This is a genomic window from Vibrio sp. ECSMB14106 (assembly GCF_000972265.1).
In the GTDB taxonomy this organism is placed as follows: Bacteria; Pseudomonadota; Gammaproteobacteria; order Enterobacterales; family Vibrionaceae; genus Vibrio; species Vibrio kanaloae.
This window is the reverse complement of sequence record NZ_LAUM01000024.1, coordinates 12,403-28,655: the sequence shown is the minus strand read 5'-3', so window position 1 is coordinate 28,655 and position 16,253 is coordinate 12,403. Positions and strand designations below refer to the sequence as shown.

The 16,253-nt window shown below is 45.4% G+C and carries 13 protein-coding genes; 7 read left to right on the top strand and 6 right to left on the bottom strand.

The features are described from left to right. Nucleotides 1-170 precede the first annotated feature (170 nt). The 7 genes from trpS to WR49_RS15735 all read left to right on the top strand — a co-directional run bounded on the left by trpS (nucleotide 171) and on the right by WR49_RS15735 (nucleotide 10,186). Nucleotides 171-1,187, top strand: a complete 1,017-nt coding sequence (gene trpS / locus WR49_RS15765) for a tryptophan--tRNA ligase (RefSeq protein ID WP_046224646.1) — start codon at nucleotides 171-173, stop codon at nucleotides 1,185-1,187. Between the two features lie 385 nt (nucleotides 1,188-1,572). Continuing rightward, nucleotides 1,573-4,167: an ExeM/NucH family extracellular endonuclease gene (locus tag WR49_RS15760; RefSeq protein WP_046224645.1), complete on the top strand. Its 2,595-nt coding sequence runs from the start codon at nucleotides 1,573-1,575 to the stop codon at nucleotides 4,165-4,167. Between the two features lie 200 nt (nucleotides 4,168-4,367). Then, the gene (locus WR49_RS15755; protein WP_017055823.1) at nucleotides 4,368-4,946 is read left to right on the top strand and encodes an aminodeoxychorismate/anthranilate synthase component II; all 579 of its coding nucleotides are present in this window, start codon (nucleotides 4,368-4,370) and stop codon (nucleotides 4,944-4,946) included. A 399-nt stretch (nucleotides 4,947-5,345) separates the two neighbouring features. Continuing rightward, nucleotides 5,346-6,557 carry an aspartate aminotransferase family protein gene (locus WR49_RS15750; protein ID WP_017055822.1) on the top strand — a complete coding sequence of 404 codons (1,212 nt, stop codon included), beginning with the start codon at nucleotides 5,346-5,348 and terminating at the stop codon, nucleotides 6,555-6,557. Between the two features lie 107 nt (nucleotides 6,558-6,664). Next, a complete protein-coding gene (gene astA / locus WR49_RS15745; RefSeq protein WP_046224644.1) occupies nucleotides 6,665-7,684 on the top strand; it encodes an arginine N-succinyltransferase in 1,020 nt (339 codons plus the stop codon). 40 nt (nucleotides 7,685-7,724) lie between these two features. Further along, nucleotides 7,725-9,182, top strand: coding sequence for a succinylglutamate-semialdehyde dehydrogenase (gene astD, locus WR49_RS15740; protein WP_046224643.1), 1,458 nt, complete (start codon nucleotides 7,725-7,727; stop codon nucleotides 9,180-9,182). Nucleotides 9,183-9,394: 212 nt separating this feature from the next. Then, nucleotides 9,395-10,186, top strand: coding sequence for a DUF1338 domain-containing protein (locus WR49_RS15735; protein WP_017055819.1), 792 nt, complete (start codon nucleotides 9,395-9,397; stop codon nucleotides 10,184-10,186). Between the two features lie 103 nt (nucleotides 10,187-10,289). Here the strand turns inward: WR49_RS15735 and crp are convergent, their stop codons facing one another. The 6 genes from crp to WR49_RS15705 form a co-directional block, all read right to left on the bottom strand. Continuing rightward, nucleotides 10,290-10,922, bottom strand: a complete 633-nt coding sequence (gene crp / locus WR49_RS15730; RefSeq protein WP_004729651.1) for a cAMP-activated global transcriptional regulator CRP — start codon at nucleotides 10,920-10,922, stop codon at nucleotides 10,290-10,292. A 240-nt stretch (nucleotides 10,923-11,162) separates the two neighbouring features. Beyond that, on the bottom strand, nucleotides 11,163-12,032 hold the full coding sequence (locus WR49_RS15725; RefSeq protein WP_017055817.1) for a phosphoribulokinase: 870 nt from the start codon (nucleotides 12,030-12,032) through the stop codon (nucleotides 11,163-11,165). A 77-nt stretch (nucleotides 12,033-12,109) separates the two neighbouring features. Continuing rightward, on the bottom strand, nucleotides 12,110-12,322 hold the full coding sequence (locus WR49_RS15720; protein ID WP_017055816.1) for a YheU family protein: 213 nt from the start codon (nucleotides 12,320-12,322) through the stop codon (nucleotides 12,110-12,112). Between the two features lie 120 nt (nucleotides 12,323-12,442). Next, entirely contained in the window at nucleotides 12,443-13,435 is a 993-nt protein-coding gene (locus WR49_RS15715) for a hydrolase (protein ID WP_046224642.1), read from the bottom strand. A gap of 276 nt (nucleotides 13,436-13,711) precedes the next feature. Further along, complete coding sequence (locus WR49_RS15710) at nucleotides 13,712-14,182, bottom strand: TIGR02444 family protein (RefSeq protein ID WP_017055814.1); 471 nt, start codon at nucleotides 14,180-14,182, stop codon at nucleotides 13,712-13,714. Beyond that, on the bottom strand, nucleotides 14,179-16,101 hold the full coding sequence (locus WR49_RS15705; RefSeq protein WP_046224641.1) for an ABC transporter ATP-binding protein: 1,923 nt from the start codon (nucleotides 16,099-16,101) through the stop codon (nucleotides 14,179-14,181). The genes WR49_RS15710 and WR49_RS15705 overlap by 4 nt, the downstream gene beginning before the upstream one ends. Nucleotides 16,102-16,253 lie beyond the last annotated feature (152 nt).

Below are 16,253 nucleotides of genomic sequence, written 5' to 3'. Positions count from 1 at the left end.
GCGAACCTACTAGCAAAATACTTGTCAATGAGTACACTGGATGAGCCGTACAGAAGAGCTGTGCGGCTTTTCTATATTTAAGTTAAGAAGCTAGGCGAATAAGCGAAGTTAACAAACTAAGTTAACAAGCGCAGTGAAAAACCAAGCGAATAAGCAAAGGAATTAAAACCATGAGCAAGCCCATCGTATTGAGTGGTGTTCAACCATCTGGTGAACTAAGTATCGGTAACTACTTGGGTGCTCTACGTCAATGGCAACAGATGCAAGATGATTACGATTGCCAATACTGTGTTGTAGACCTTCACGCAATTACGGTTCGCCAAGACCCGAAAGCACTGCATGAAGCGACTCTAGACGCACTAGCAATCTGTCTTGCTGTCGGTGTTGATCCAAAGAAGAGCACGCTATTTGTTCAGTCACACGTACCAGAGCATGCTCAACTTGGTTGGCTTCTTAACTGTTACACACAAATGGGTGAACTGAGCCGTATGACTCAGTTTAAAGATAAGTCTGCGCGTCACTCGAACGACGTAAACGTAGGCCTATACGACTACCCAGTGTTGATGGCTGCAGACATCCTGCTTTACGGTGCTCACCAAGTACCTGTAGGTAGCGACCAGAAACAACACTTAGAGCTAGCGCGTGATATCGCAACTCGTTTTAACAACATCTACGGTCCTGAAACGCCAATCTTCCAAGTACCAGAACCTTACATTCCAACAGTGAATGCACGTGTAATGAGCTTGCAAGATGCGACAAAGAAGATGTCTAAGTCAGACGACAACCGTAAGAACGTCATTACTCTGCTAGAAGAGCCTAAGTCGATCATCAAGAAGATCAACAAAGCGCAAACCGATGCAGAAACACCACCACGTATTGCTCACGATTGGGAAAACAAAGCGGGTATTTCTAACCTAATGGGCTTGTACTCTGCAGCGACGGGTAAAACGTTCGCAGAGATCGAAGCGCAATACCAAGGCGTTGAAATGTACGGTCCATTTAAGAAAGATGTAGGTGCAGCATTGGTTGAGATGCTTGAGCCGATTCAATCTGAATACCACCGTATCCGTGCTGATCGTGCGTACATGGACGCAGTAATGAAAGCGGGGGCTGAAAAAGCGTCTGAGCGTGCTTCTGTGACACTGAAAAAAGCGTACGCAGCAGTTGGCTTTGTTACTCGCCCATAGGGTGAACTAAAACAACTTGCTTGAGAGTTTGAGCCCAAAGTAGCTTTTGTTTACTTTGGGCTTTTTAATGCCCATTCTATTTACCTTCCCCGAAAACCTCTTGTTTGAACTGATAATTTACGCAGTGTTTTGCTAGCATACCCGTGGCTTTAATGCTGTGCAGATGATCTTATTCAGCACTCTCAATTTTTATAAAATGAGGCTTGTTTCTATTTGTGTTGGAAATATATAACGTGCCAAACAATTGATGATTCCAAAGTGATAAGTTCCTCATTTTCTTGCCAACTGACTTATTCCTTTCATAAATAAACCTGATAGTTACCACAAAATACATGACTGCCCATAGACGGCAGTGACGATAACTCAATGAACTCAGGTGAAACGGATGGCTCTTTTACACAAACCTTCATTGCTAGCAGTGGCAATTGGTAGCTTGTTAACCACAAGCGCACACGCTGATTTGTTTATTTCACAATATGTGGAAGGCGGCAGTTACAACAAAGCGGTTGAGATTGCTAATAACGGCGATAGCCGTATTAACTTAGATGGTTATTCACTGGCTAAATCAGCGAATGGTAACGGATCATGGGGGGCCACTTTATCTTTAGATGGCCACGTTTTAGCGCCCGGTGAGGTGCTTGTTGTCGCTCATACCAATGCCAGTGATGAGATTAAGGCCGTCGCTGACATTCTAAATGCTTCGCTGGCTAACCATAATGGAGACGATCCACTGGCTATCTTGAATTCAGACTCAAGTGTGCTGGATATGATTGGTGTGATGGGCGATGTGGACTGGGGCAAAGATGTCACTTTGGTTCGTGCGACACAAACACCATCGGCGACGTTTGACGCTTCACAGTGGGTATCGCTACCAAAAGACAGCATTGAAGGGCTAGGTTCACTAGACAGTGTTGAACTGCCAGAAGCGTTCACTTGTACACAAGATGGCTCAGATCCGGTATTCACCACTATTCAAGAGATCCAAGGTGAAGGTGCAACCTCGCCGTTCATCGATGGCTATCCGTATATCACTGATGATGAATACTTCGTCAAAGGTGTGGTAAGTGCAGTGACTACAGGCCTAACCAAAGGCTTCTATCTGAAAGCTCTTGAGGATGACTTCAACTCAAGCACCTCTGAAGGCTTATTCATTCATACTAACCAGTCAAGCTCAGAGCTAGCCGCGGGCGATGTGGTGTGTATCAAAGGCAAGGTTCAAGAATACTACAGCCACACTCAACTTAAAGTTGAAAACAATCAATGGCTAAAGCAGTGGACACAACAAGCACCTGAAGCAACGGCGATTGAAGCGCTAGACAGTGACGAGAACTTCGCGGCAACGCTTGAACGCTACGAAGGCATGTTGGTGAAAACAACCGAAGCACTTGATATGCGTGTAACGCGTACCTTCGGTTATGACTACGCAGGTCGTCGTAACAACATGGTGTTGGCACATGAGCGTATCAACATGCAGCCTAACCAGCTTTTCGCCGCAGGTTCTGATGACGCGAAACAACAAACAGAAGACAACGCAGACCGTCGCCTGTTCGTTGAAACCGATCAAAAAGCGGGTGACGGACAAGTTCCTTTCTATCCATACTTTGGCCGTACCGACATTGACCAAGATGGTTCAACAGAAGATTACATCCGCATTGATGACACCATTGTTGGTCTAGAAGGTGTTCTGACCTACAGCTACGGTGAATACCGTTTAATTGCGACTAACCAGATTTCTGCTGAAAACTTCGTTCGTAACGATCCGCGTACCGACAAGCCAGATATGGATGAAGGTGACCTACGTATCGCGACCTTCAATGTACTGAACTACTTTAATTCTCCATTTGGCGGTGATGCGAATCAGCACGGTAATAACCGTGGTGCGAACACCATCACTGAGTTTGAGATGCAGCAAGAGAAGATTGTCAACGCGATTCTTCGCTTAGATGCAGACATCATTGGCTTGATGGAAATTGAGAACAACGGCTTTGGTGAAGGCTCTGCCATTGGGCAGCTTGTTAATCAACTGAATAACCGTATTGAACGTAAGAAAGACCGTTATACGTATGTCGCTGTCGATTCTAATGAAGATGGCGTAACCGACGAGATGGACTTGATTGGTACCGACGTAATCACAACGGGTGTTATCTACCGTAAGAAGGTAGTGAAGCTTAAAGACAGCCGTGTTATCGCGATGCCAAGCCAGCAAGCTCCAGAGGTGTTAGACGATTCAGGTAAGGTGATTGAAGACGGTAAGAACTACCAGCGTGATTCATTAGCACCAACCTTTAAAGTTAAAGGCACCAAAGAGAAACTCACCGTAGCGATTAACCACTTTAAATCGAAAGGTTCTAAGTGTTGGGAAGATGCTGCGCCAGTTGAAGAGGGTGGTCAAGGTGGTGTTGATGCCGATAAGCAAGGTTCATGTGAGAACTTCCGTGTGGCAGCTGCGGTCGCATTAGGTGAAGCGCTTGATGGCATCAAAGGCCATAAAGTGATTCTGGGTGATATGAACTCGTACGGCATGGAAGATCCAATGCTGGTGCTGACGGATTACTCTGAAGAGAAATACGGTAAGCAAATCAAAGCGGCGCGTAACACTTACATTGACGGCGTCGAACAGTTTGGTGATAGCGGTGCGGTGATTACTAAGAACTACGGCTACATTAATGCTGTGGCTCAAAAGCACCCAGACAGCTGGAGCTATTCATACAATGACGAAGTGGGCGCGCTGGATCACCTGTTGATCAGCGAGAGCTTGAAGGGCATGGTGGTTGATGCGACCGACTGGCACATCAATGGTGGTGAATCGACGTTGTTTGACTACAACGAAGAGTACAAAGGCGATCTACCTAAGTACCAAGATCACTTCCGTTCATCAGATCATGATCCTGCTGTTCTTGAGCTAAGAGTAGGCGGTTCATTTGGCTTCGGTGCTCTGATGTCACTATTTGGCTTAGCAATGTGGCGTCGTCGTAAGTAGCTCAATCACAAATAGATTGGCTTGCTATACAAGCAAGCCAATTCAGATAACTTTAGGCTATCTGTAAACAATTAGGGTCAACTTAGGTTGGCCTTAATTATTGGCGAAATGCAGTTTCCACTTGCCTTTCGCCATGGGTATTGCACAATACCGCCCCTATATCTCCCAACCCTTTAGTATTTAGCAAACGATTTCGACCCATGTTACTTATCATCGATAACTACGACTCCTTTACCTATAACTTGTATCAGTATTTCTGTGAGTTAGGGGTAACTGTAAAAGTTGTACGCAACGATGAGATTGATATCGCAGGCATCGAATCACTGAATCCTAGCCACCTTGTTATCTCACCAGGTCCTTGTACACCGGATGATGCGGGGATCTCCCTGCAAGTCATTGAACACTTTGTTGGTAAGCTGCCGATCTTAGGTGTGTGTCTTGGTCATCAAGCCATTGCTCAAGCCTTTGGTGGTGAAGTGGTGAGAGCCAGACAAGTGATGCACGGTAAAACCTCTCCAATCCGTCACAACGGTAAGAGTGTTTTTCAAGGGCTTAATAACCCTCTGACTGTGACACGTTACCATTCCCTAGTGGTGAAAAATGGCACGCTACCCGACTGCTTTGAACTTACTTCTTGGACGGAATTTGAAGATGGCAGCATGGATGAGATCATGGGTTATCAACACAAAACCTTGCCGATTGATGCAGTACAGTTCCACCCTGAATCGATTAAAACAGATCAGGGACACCAACTTCTGGCTAATTTCCTAAGACGCTAGGTGTTTGAATCCGTGTTTTAAGCGCTCCTCCCTCCCTGACACTGATCACCTTTTATAACATTTCTCCCTCGTTAGGCTAAGTTTTTAGTCTATGCAATATTATTCGCCTTATTTCGTCTCGAACCCAATATACCGCAATGCCAGCAAGGCTTTGCTGTTGTTAGAGATACGCTTGAGTAGAAAAAGCTTCATAAAATAGATTAATTGATGCATAAATAGTCATAGGTAGTGACATTTAGCTGGCTGTCATGGATGGCTAAAGAATAATCTACTATTGAAAACGTTAATTAAATGTAAATATAATGCTGCGGCGGGATTATGACGGGACAAAATATTTTGTCTCACTTATAAACCAATACGCTTATTTGCGAAGCTTGCGGTATCGAGAAGGAATGTACGATGACAGTGGAAAATAAAGTAGAACGTAGTCTGTTTAATGAGGTGATGGTGCCTTGTTATAACCCAATGGAAATGATCCCAGTGAAAGGGGAAGGCGCACGCGTTTGGGACCAACAAGGCCGAGAGTATATCGACTTTGCTGGTGGTATCGCTGTGAGCTGTTTGGGTCACTGTCACCCAGCAATGGTTAACGCCGTTACTGAGCAAGCAAACAAGATTTGGCACCTAAGTAACGTGATGACCAACGAACCTGCACTGCGTCTAGCGAAAAAGCTAACCGATGTGTGTTTTGCAGAAAAAGTATTCTTTGCGAACTCTGGCGCAGAAGCAAACGAAGCAGCTCTTAAGCTAGCTCGTCGTTGGGCGGCGGATGTTCATGGCCCTGAGAAATCTGAAATCATTGCATTCAAACAAGGTTTCCATGGTCGTACTTTCTTTACTGTAACGGTTGGTGGTCAAGAAGCTTATTCTGACGGCTTCGGTCCTAAACCGGGCGATGTGACTCACCTGCCTTACAATGATATTGCCGCGCTAGAAGCGCACATCTCAGATCGCACATGTGCAATCATGATGGAACCTCTGCAAGGTGAGGGCGGTATCATTTCTCCAACGTCTGAATTCGTGAACACAGTTCGTGAACTGTGTGACAAACACAATGCACTGCTTATCTTTGATGAAGTGCAAACGGGTAATGGTCGTACTGGTAATTTTTACGCTTACCAAGGCCTAGGTGTGACACCTGATATTCTAAGCACTGCGAAATCACTCGGTGGTGGTTTCCCTATCGGTGCAATGTTAACGACCACAGAGCTAGCAGAGCACCTGAAAGTAGGTACTCACGGTTCTACTTACGGTGGTAACCCACTGGCGTGTGCTGTTGCAGAAGCGGTTGTTGATGTGGTTAGCCAACCTGAAGTATTAGCAGGCGTGAAAGAGCGTGAAGCATTGTTCCGTGATGGTCTTGCTAAGATTAACGACAAGTACCAAATCTTCAGTGAAGTTCGTGGTAAAGGTCTATTGCTAGGTGCTGCGCTTAATGAAGAGTGGCAAGGCCGTGCACGCGACGTATTAGTAGCAGCAGGTGAACAAGGCTTGATGGTACTGGTTGCGGGTGCAAACGTGGTTCGTTTCACGCCATCACTGGTTATTACTACACAAGAAATTGAAGAAGGCTTATCAAAACTAGACAAAGCAATCGCTACGCTAGTATAGCCTGAGCGGCGTCATAGGAATCATCGTCATTAGAGCGATCCTATGACGTTTCGCTGAAGGCCCAAGCTTCTGGTTTTGGGCCTGTTTTGCATCTGGAGGGAATATTGATGCTAGTTGTTCGCCCAATTAAATTATCTGACTACGATTCGCTGCATACCTGCGCCGTTGAGTCAGGACATGGATTTACGTCTCTTCCGGTTAATGAAGAACTGTTAACCAACCGAATTACTCACTCTGAATACAGCTTTGCCAAACAAGATGTGACTGAGCCCGGTGACGAAGGCTACCTAATGGTTGGCTTTGATACCGAAACTGGAGAAGTCGCAGGTACTACAGGGATCGAAGCTTCGATTGGCTGGGATGTACCGTTTTATTCTTACCACATCAGTAAAGTGGTTCACTCATCACAAAAGCTTGGCGTTAACAATGTCGTGAAGCTGCTGACTTTCGGTAATAACTACACCGGATGCAGTGAGATCTGCACACTATTCTTGCGACCTGATTTCCGTGGTGGATTGAATGGCCGTTTGATGTCTAAGTGTCGTTTCTTGATCATGGCTGAACACCCGGAGCGTTTCTCGAAAACGATTTTTGCTGAAATGCGTGGTGTATCGGATGCTGAAGGCAATTCACCTTTCTGGCAGTGGCTGCAAGAGCACTTCTTCTCTATTGATTTTACACTTGCAGATTACCTAACCGGTATTGGTAAGAAAGGCTTCATTGCTGACCTAATGCCAAAGTTACCAATCTACGTAAACTTATTGAGTAAAGAGGCCCAGTCTGTGATTGGCCAAGTGCACGATAATACTCGTCCGGCACTTAAGCTACTTGAACGTGAAGGTTTTACTAACCGTGGCTATGTTGACATCTTTGATGCAGGTCCAACGGTTGAATGTGATTTAAAAAATATCGAATCAGTGCGTCATGCGATTCGTGCTCAAGTAAAAATTGCCGATCACTCTAGCTCGAAAGATTTTCTAATTGGTAATACCTCGTTTGAAAACTTCCGCGCGGTCGCTGCGAAAGGCGCGTATGACCAAGAAAGAGACACAGTGATTTTATCATCTGAAGTAGCAAACGCTCTTGAAGTAAAAGAAGGCGAATTCGTTCGCATGTTGGCTCAATAAGAGCGGTGATTATCTGTCGAAGATTTTTAAGGATAGAAGTATGACTCAGTGGATAGCAGGACAATGGGTGGTTGGTCAAGGTGATGCCATGACATCAGTAAGCCCATACAACAATGAAGTAGTGTGGCAGGGTGATAGTGCAACACCGGCACAGGTTGAATCCGCAGTAGCGGCGGCTCGTGAAGCCTTCTTGGTTTGGAAAAAGCTGAGCTTTTCTGAGCGTGAAGCGATCGTGTTGAACTTTGCTGAGAAAGTGAAAGAGAACAGCGAAGAAATCGCACAAATTATCGCAAAAGAGACGGGTAAACCGATTTGGGAAACTCGCACGGAAGCGGGCGCGATGGCAGGCAAAATTGCGATCTCTATCCGTGCATACCACGAACGTACCGGTGAAGCTTCACGTGAAGCAGCAGGCAACCAAATCGTTCTGCGTCATCGTCCACTGGGCGTGATGGCGGTATTTGGTCCTTATAACTTCCCAGGACACCTACCTAACGGTCATATTGTTCCTGCACTGCTATCGGGAAATACCGTCGTGTTCAAACCTTCAGAGCAGACACCTTGGACAGGTGAGTTCGCAATGAAGCTATGGCAAGAAGCGGGTCTCCCTGCTGGCGTAATTAACCTAGTGCAAGGCGCTAAAGAGACTGGCATCGCACTGGCGGATGCTAAAGGTCTTGATGGCGTGCTATTCACAGGTAGCGCGAATACTGGTCATATCCTGCATCGTCAATTTGCAGGTCAACCGGGCAAGATGCTGGCGCTAGAAATGGGCGGCAATAACCCTATGGTGATCAGTGACCAATTTGGTGATGTTGATGCGACGGTTTATACCATTATCCAATCGGCGTTCATCAGTGCAGGTCAACGTTGTACGTGTGCTCGTCGTCTATATGTTCCTGTTGGCGAGAAGGGCGATCAACTGCTGGATAAGCTCGTTGCTGCGACCTTGAAGATTCGTGTCGATCAGCCATTCGCTGAACCAGCACCATTCATGGGCCCACAGATCTCTGAAGCAGCAGCTAAGTTTATTTTAGACGCGCAAGCTAATCTGCAATCGCTAGGTGGTGTCAGCCTAGTAGAAGCAAAAGCGGGTCAAGCGGCGTTTGTTTCTCCGGGTATTATCGATGCTACCCACATTGCTGAACTGCCGGATGAAGAGTACTTCGGTCCATTGCTACAAGTAATTCGCTACCAGTCACTAGAGCAAGCGGTTGAGTTAGCTAACGACACACGCTTTGGTTTATCTGCTGGTTTAGTATCAACAGATGATTCTGAATGGGAATACTTCGTTGACCATATTCGAGCGGGTATTGTGAACCGTAACCGTCAGCTAACAGGCGCCAGTGGTGATGCACCATTTGGTGGTCCGGGTGCTTCAGGTAACTTACGCCCTAGTGCTTACTATGCGGCTGACTACTGTGCTTATCCTATGGCTTCAATGGAAGGTGACGAAACTCAATTGCCCGCGACATTTAGCCCGGGTCTTGAGCTGTAATTTAGGCTAATGAGTACTAAGCTCATTCGTTAAACTGGAAATAGGGAAGTGGTGTTATCGCTTCCTTTTCCATCACGCCTGACACCTAGATTGGGCGGTAGATAATAATAGAACAAGTATGTCACAGGCTGATGGCTGCTGACTTTGTGTCTCAGCCTCTCCCTTTCTAATCCAAATTACTAGCTTGCTAGAATCTCTGACAAGGAGTCACCATGACGCCCGATCTACTATTTAAATCACTATGGGATGATTACATTCACAGGCTGTGCCCATCGGCTGAGAAAGTACACCAGTTGCTAAAAGAAGACGAAGCGCTGATTAATGATCATATTGCACTGCGTACTTTCAATGTAGCTCCGCTGGGAATTGAAACGCTGGCTAAGCCTTTCCTTGAGTTAGGTTATAAAGCGTGTGGCGATTACCTGTTTGAGAGCAAGAAGCTAGTTGCTAAGCATTACGAGCATCCAGATCCAAAACAGCCGAAAGTGTTCATTAGTGAATTGAAGGTAGAAGAGTGCTCAAGTGAGTTGCAACAGATCGTTGCTAAGTTGGTTGAGCAAGTTGATGCAAATCAGCTTCAAGGTCATGAATTCTTGTTTGGTGGTCGTCTTTGGGGTTTGAGCTTCGCAGATTTCCAAGTGCTAGCAAAAGAGAGTGAATACGCGTCTTGGTTAGCGGCTCATGGTTACGGTGCAAATCACTTTACGGTGAGTGTGAACCAACTTAATAACTTCGATGAAGTGCAGGCCGTGAATGACTATCTGAATGAGTCGGGATTCACTATCAATGCGTCTGGAGGTGAGGTTAAAGGCTCTCCAGAGGTCTTATTAGAACAATCATCAACAATGGCAGATAAAGTCCCAGTTTCATTTGTTGAAGGCAATGAGATGATTCCTGGTGGCTTCTATGAGTTTGCTAAGCGCTATGCGATGGCTAATGGTGAGCTTTATACCGGGTTTGTCGCAGCATCGGCTGACAAGATTTTTGAAAGCACCAACGGTTAACGGACGAAGCTCTATTTCGTAATGCTCTCGCATCTTCAAAAAACAAAAAAGCCACCAAATTTGCATTTGGTGGCTTTCAAATTTTTGGCTCAGCTAATCGAGATTAACGAGTGCCGTATACCACGATAGTTTTACCGTGTGCAGAAATTAGGTTCTGCTCTTCTAGCATCTTCAAGATACGACCTACTGTCTCACGAGAACAACCAACGATCTGGCCAATTTCTTGACGAGTGATCTTGATTTGCATGCCGTCAGGGTGAGTCATTGCATCGGGTTGTTTCGCTAGGTTTAGTAGCGTTTGAGCGATACGACCGGTTACGTCAAGGAACGCTAAGTCACCAACTTTTTGGCTAGTTACTTGTAGGCGGTTTGCCATTTGCGCTGAAAGACGCATCAGGATGTCTGGGTTCACTTGGATAAGTTGGCGGAATTTCTTGAAAGAAATCTCAGCAACTTCACAAGGAGATTTTGCTCGAACCCACGCAGTACGCTCTTGGTCTTCTTCGAATAAGCCAAGCTCACCGATGAAGTCGCCTTGGTTTAGGTAAGAAAGAATCATTTCCTTACCTTCTTCGTCTTTGATAAGAACTGCCACAGAACCTTTCACAATGTAGTACAAGGTTTCTGCCTTTTCACCAGCATGAATCAAAGTACTTTTTGAAGGGTACTTATGAATATGACAGTGTGAAAGGAACCACTCTAATGTTGGATCGGTTTGGGGTTTACCTAGAACCATAATATCTTACTTCCTCTGCAGGGTATGCTTGCTGCTTTCCGTATTTTAGCTAAGCCTGGATTGACTCGTTAGGATAAGAGCACTAGTTGAGTGCTGCAAGCTATCTTGTGTTTCGTTTAAGAATAGTATCCTTTTTCAGGTACTATTTCTTGATTTTAATCGTGACCAAGCTACGATTTTTTACGCAAAATTGTGCACATGATCACGGTATGAAAAGTAATCAATAAGAATGCTGTACCGTTAACCTATTTTTCCGGTTTCGATGAGCTGTTGCAGGATTGGTCTTACAATGAGCTCCATAGCAAAACTCATTTTTCCTCCTGGCACGACAAGCGTGTTGTGGCGAGACATAAATGAGCCATCAATCATTGCCAAAAGGTATGGGAAATCGACGTTTTTGATGCCACGCAAACGTATAACTACGAAGCTCTCGTCTAAACTAGGGATCCCTTTGGCGTTGAGTGGGTTGGATGTATCTACGGTTGGAACTCGTTGAAAATTGATATGAGTACGTGAAAATTGAGGAGTAATGTAGTTAAGATAATCATCCATTGAACGAACAATTGAGTCCATTACTGCTTCACGCGAGTGCCCGCGATCGCGTGTGTCACGAACGAATTTTTGTATCCATTCAAGGTTCACGATTGGCACCATACCGATTAGCAGGTCGACATGTTTAGAGACGTTGATGTCTCCGTCTACTACACCGCCGTGTAGGCCTTCGTAGAACATCACATTTGAATTTTCAGGGATCTCTTGCCATGGCGTAAAGGTACCTGGCATTTGATTGTAAGGCACGGCTTCATCGAAGGTGTGCAGATAACTCCGTACTTTACCGGTGCCTTCATTACCATACTGATGGAAGAATTCTTCTAATGCGCCAAAATCGTTAGCCTGTGGACCAAAGTAGCTGATGTGCTTACCTTGCGCGCGTGCCTTGCGGATTTCGACATCCATTTCTGGTCGAGTAAAGCGATGGAAACTATCCCCTTCAACCCAAGCGGCCTTCACGTCCATCATATTGAACATTTTGCGGAAGGCTTCTGAGGTAGTGGTGGTGCCGGCTCCAGATGAACCCGTCACCGCAATAATTGGATGTTTAGCGGACATGACAATCCTTGTCGTTTGAGTAACATACTTGTTAGCAATCGACTTTTACTATAACACGGCTCCTTTCTAAGCGCAGCCTAGAAGCGTTTTATGACTTGGATATCAACGGTTTCATGTAGCTCAGAAAACACGATGCTGACCTCTCCCGAGGCTAATTGATGTTTCACTTGGTCAATCTTGTTCTGTAATGAAACCTCTACGTCGCCGTAGTCTGTACCTTCACGCAGTACGAACTCTTTGATGAGGTTTTCCAGTGTCTCTGGCGCGATGTCTTGCCATGGGATGATCATAAATACTTCTCTCTTTTATGTTCATGAGTATGTTCATTGGTACGTTGATGAGTGTGTCTAGTGACATTACCACTCCCCCCTTTTTACCAAGGCTAAGCTTATTTTTATAACGTCCGGGCATTATGCCGAATCTTGGAGACTTTCATAGTAGGCGGGTAATGCTTCTTCCAACCAAAATCTAGGTTTGAGCGTACTGCCAGTAATAAAGCCCACATGGCCGCCTTTTTGAAATAGGCGATAGTCGATGTTGTCAGGCAACACGAACTTTGGAATCACGTCGTCTGTCATAAACGGATCGTCTTTGGCATGGATGATCTGAGTCGGTAGTTTTATCTGATTGAGCTTAGGAAGAGCGGAGCACTGTGCATAATAGTCTTGAGCGTTTTTGAATCCGTGTAAGGGCGCAGTAATCCGTTCATCAAACTCGTATAGTTTATTAATTTTCTTGATCGCTTTAGCGGTGATCCCGAGTTGATCTTGTAGCAGATTACCCTTTTTCAACGCATTGGATTTGAGTGAATTGAGCAGGTACTTCTTATAGATCTTGGAGAAACCTCGTTCAATGCGGCTTGAACAACAGGCAAGATCAAAAGGTGCAGAAACTATCGTTGCCGCCGACAGCAATGGGTCATCTGCGTATTCAACCAAATAGTTCGCTAGCATGTTTCCGCCTAAGGAAATCCCAACCGCAACCTTTGGGTTATTTGGAAACTGTCTATCAAGGTGTTTAAGGAAGAAGCGAGCGTCTTCGACTTCACCTGAGTGATATGCGCGAGCCAAGCGATTTGGTTTTCCGCTACAACCTCTAAAGTGCATCATCACTGATAGCCAACCATCTTTAGCAAAGGCATTCATCAGTCCGTTGGCATAAGGGCTTTCAAAGCTTCCCTCTAAGCCATGGAATAGAACGAATATCGGCTTGTTACTTCGAGCCTCATTACTTGGGGTGTCACCCTCTGGCGATTCGCTCCAAGCAAGATCGAGAAAGTCACCGTCGGGTGTTTCTAAGGTTTGCCATTGAGGGGCAAACAATGCCTGCTTTCTAATAAATCGTGGCACTAAGGTTTGTAAGTGCGGATTAGATAAACCAGCGGCTGCGGTAAATATTGTCATAAAAACAGTCCATGCTTCTTTTATAGGCTTTGATAAAGTGTTGAGCCTTTAGCGAAACGCCCACGTTTTTATTTGAGCTTGGTTGATTCTCGGTATAAGCGCAAGAGTTTCACTGATACGGGCTACAAAAACTGGGTGTAGGTAACTAGTTGAATATTTTCGAGATTGAGCTTCAAACATATTGCCAGTCATGCGGGCCACTCCCGTGTGAAAACGAAGAGCGATACTACCAAGGTAAGCTTGGATCTTGATTGAAGATAAGAGAAAGGAAACGCGTTAGGGTTGAGGTGCTGGTTCAGAAAAAGCGTCGTAGAGGTTTTCTGCCCCTAATAAACGACAGTATTGAAAGGTAAGTGACGATTGTTGGCTGGCAAAAAGTTTAAGGGAGTTAATGCAGTCAACGAGGTCGGATTGCTGCTGTTTTTCTAGCTGTAGCTCAAATTGGAGAGCTTCGCGGTAGAGAGAGTCGACAACCTGAGGTTTGAGGTGCTTACGTAGCTCACGATAGTTGTGAAGAAGAGTTTCAGAGCGGCTTAAACACTGTTGTACTTTATGCCACTCTTCTTCGGCAAAAGATAATTGCTGCTCATCAAGCCATTTGAGAAGCAGCAGAAGATTGACGTTGCCGTGGAACTGGTTTTGCAAAGCTAAGCACGCATCCTTTACACCGCGCACACTGTAATACTGAAGGCTAAATTGCCATAGTCGTTCCAGTGTTAGTGATGTCGTGGCGTGCTCTGGGCTCATAAGCTATCCATTTCCTGTTCCATTTGCTCAAGTTCTTCTTGAGTGGACATCCAATCCATTTCAACTTCTTCTAGCTGTGATTTACTGCTCGCTTGCAGTGCGAGTACTTTATTCAGTTTAGCCTTATTTTCAGCTTCATAAAGTGAAGTATCAGATAATTGCTGTTCAGCTTCTGCAAGATCAAGCGTCAACTTATCCATTTTCTTTTCAAATTGAGTCAATTGTTTGCGAATAGGCGCGGTCAGTTTTCTGAACTCTGCTTCTTTACGTTTTTGTTCTTTCTTTGATGCTGCGCTGTTCGCGCTGTCTTTAGCCGGAGCTAACGCTTGCGCTTCTTTACGTTCAATTTTTTGCTGTTCAGTCAGCCATTTATAGTAATCGTCAAGATCACCGTCAAACGGCGCAACCTGACGGTCATGTACTAGGTACAAGTCATCGGTGGTTGCACGCAGTAAGTAACGGTCGTGCGATACGATAACCATCGCGCCTTCAAACGTTTGTAGCGCGAAGGTCAGCGCTTGACGCATATCGAGGTCAAGGTGGTTGGTTGGCTCATCGAGTAACAAGAGATTTGGCTTTTGCCATACCAGTAGAGCCAATACCAATCGTGCTTTTTCACCACCAGAAAATGGAGCCACTTTATCGAGCGCTTTTTCACCTTGGAAGCCAAAGCTGCCTAGGTAATCTCGCAATTGTTGCTCGGTGTGCTTAGGCGCAATCTGCATCATGTGCTGCAGTGGTGTCTCTTCTGGATGCAGCGTTTCCAATTGATGTTGAGCGAAGTAACCCAACTTAACGCCTTGCGAATAGTTCAGTTCACCACCTTGCTGTTTTAGTTCGCCTGAAAGCAGTTTGATCAGTGTCGATTTACCCGCACCATTTCGACCCAGCAGGCCGATACGGCTACCTGGAACGAGGTTAAGGCGAATCTTTTCTAGAATTAGGTTGTCGTCGTAGCCCGCCGATACCTCATCCATCATCATGATTGGGTTAGGCAGCGCGTCCGGCTCTCTAAATTCAAAGCTGAATGGGTTATCAAATTGAGCGGGTAGCACTTGTTCCATTTTCTCAAGTGCTTTAATGCGGCTTTGTGCTTGACGAGCTTTTGAGGCTTTGTAACGGAAACGATCAATGTAGCTCTGCATGTGAGACATTTGCTTCTGCTGCTTCTGGAACATTGCTTGTTGCAGGATCAGTTTCTGAGCACGTTGAGTCTCAAACGACGAGTAGTTTCCTGTGTATTCGTTAAGCTGCTGGTTTTCAACATGCACGATGCGGTTGACGATAGGATCTAAGAAGTCTCTATCGTGCGAGATAAGAACCAGTGTACCAGGGTAGCTTTGTAGCCAGCGTTCTAACCACATCACAGCGTCTAAGTCTAAGTGGTTGGTAGGCTCATCGAGTAGCAGTAAGTCACTACGACATAGAAGAGCTTGCGCTAAGTTCAAGCGCATACGCCAACCACCCGAAAATTGGGTCAGATTCCATGTCATTTGTTCTTGGCGAAAACCAAGGCCATCAAGTAATTCAGCGGCTCGTGAATTGATGGTGTAACCACCAATGGTTTCAATTTTTCCGTGTATTTCTGCTACTAGTGTACCGTTGTCGGCCTGTTCTGCTTTGGCTAATTGCTCTTCAAGGCCACGATATTCTCTGTCACCATCAATCACATACTCAATAGCTTTTCTTTCTAATGCTGGGGTTTCTTGTGCAACCCAAGCCATTTCCCAGTGAGCGGGTTTACTGAATGAACCTGCATCAATAGATAATTCATCCTTAATTAAGGCGAAAAGCGTGGATTTACCACAGCCGTTTTTACCAACCAAACCGATCTTGTCGCCAGGGTGAAGAGTCGCAGATGCTTGGTCGAGTAGTGGCTTACCGCCGCGTAGCAATTGAATATCAGAGAAAGTAATCATAGAAGTAGCATAGAAATTAGAGGTGAACAGACGCCTGCATAGTAGGCTGAAACCAGATAAAAGTCGATCACAATGCAATTTGCGTTATTATGCCAATAACATATTAATAACTTTTGTTTTAAATTCTTGTGGCCTCGCCACTGTTTAGCCCT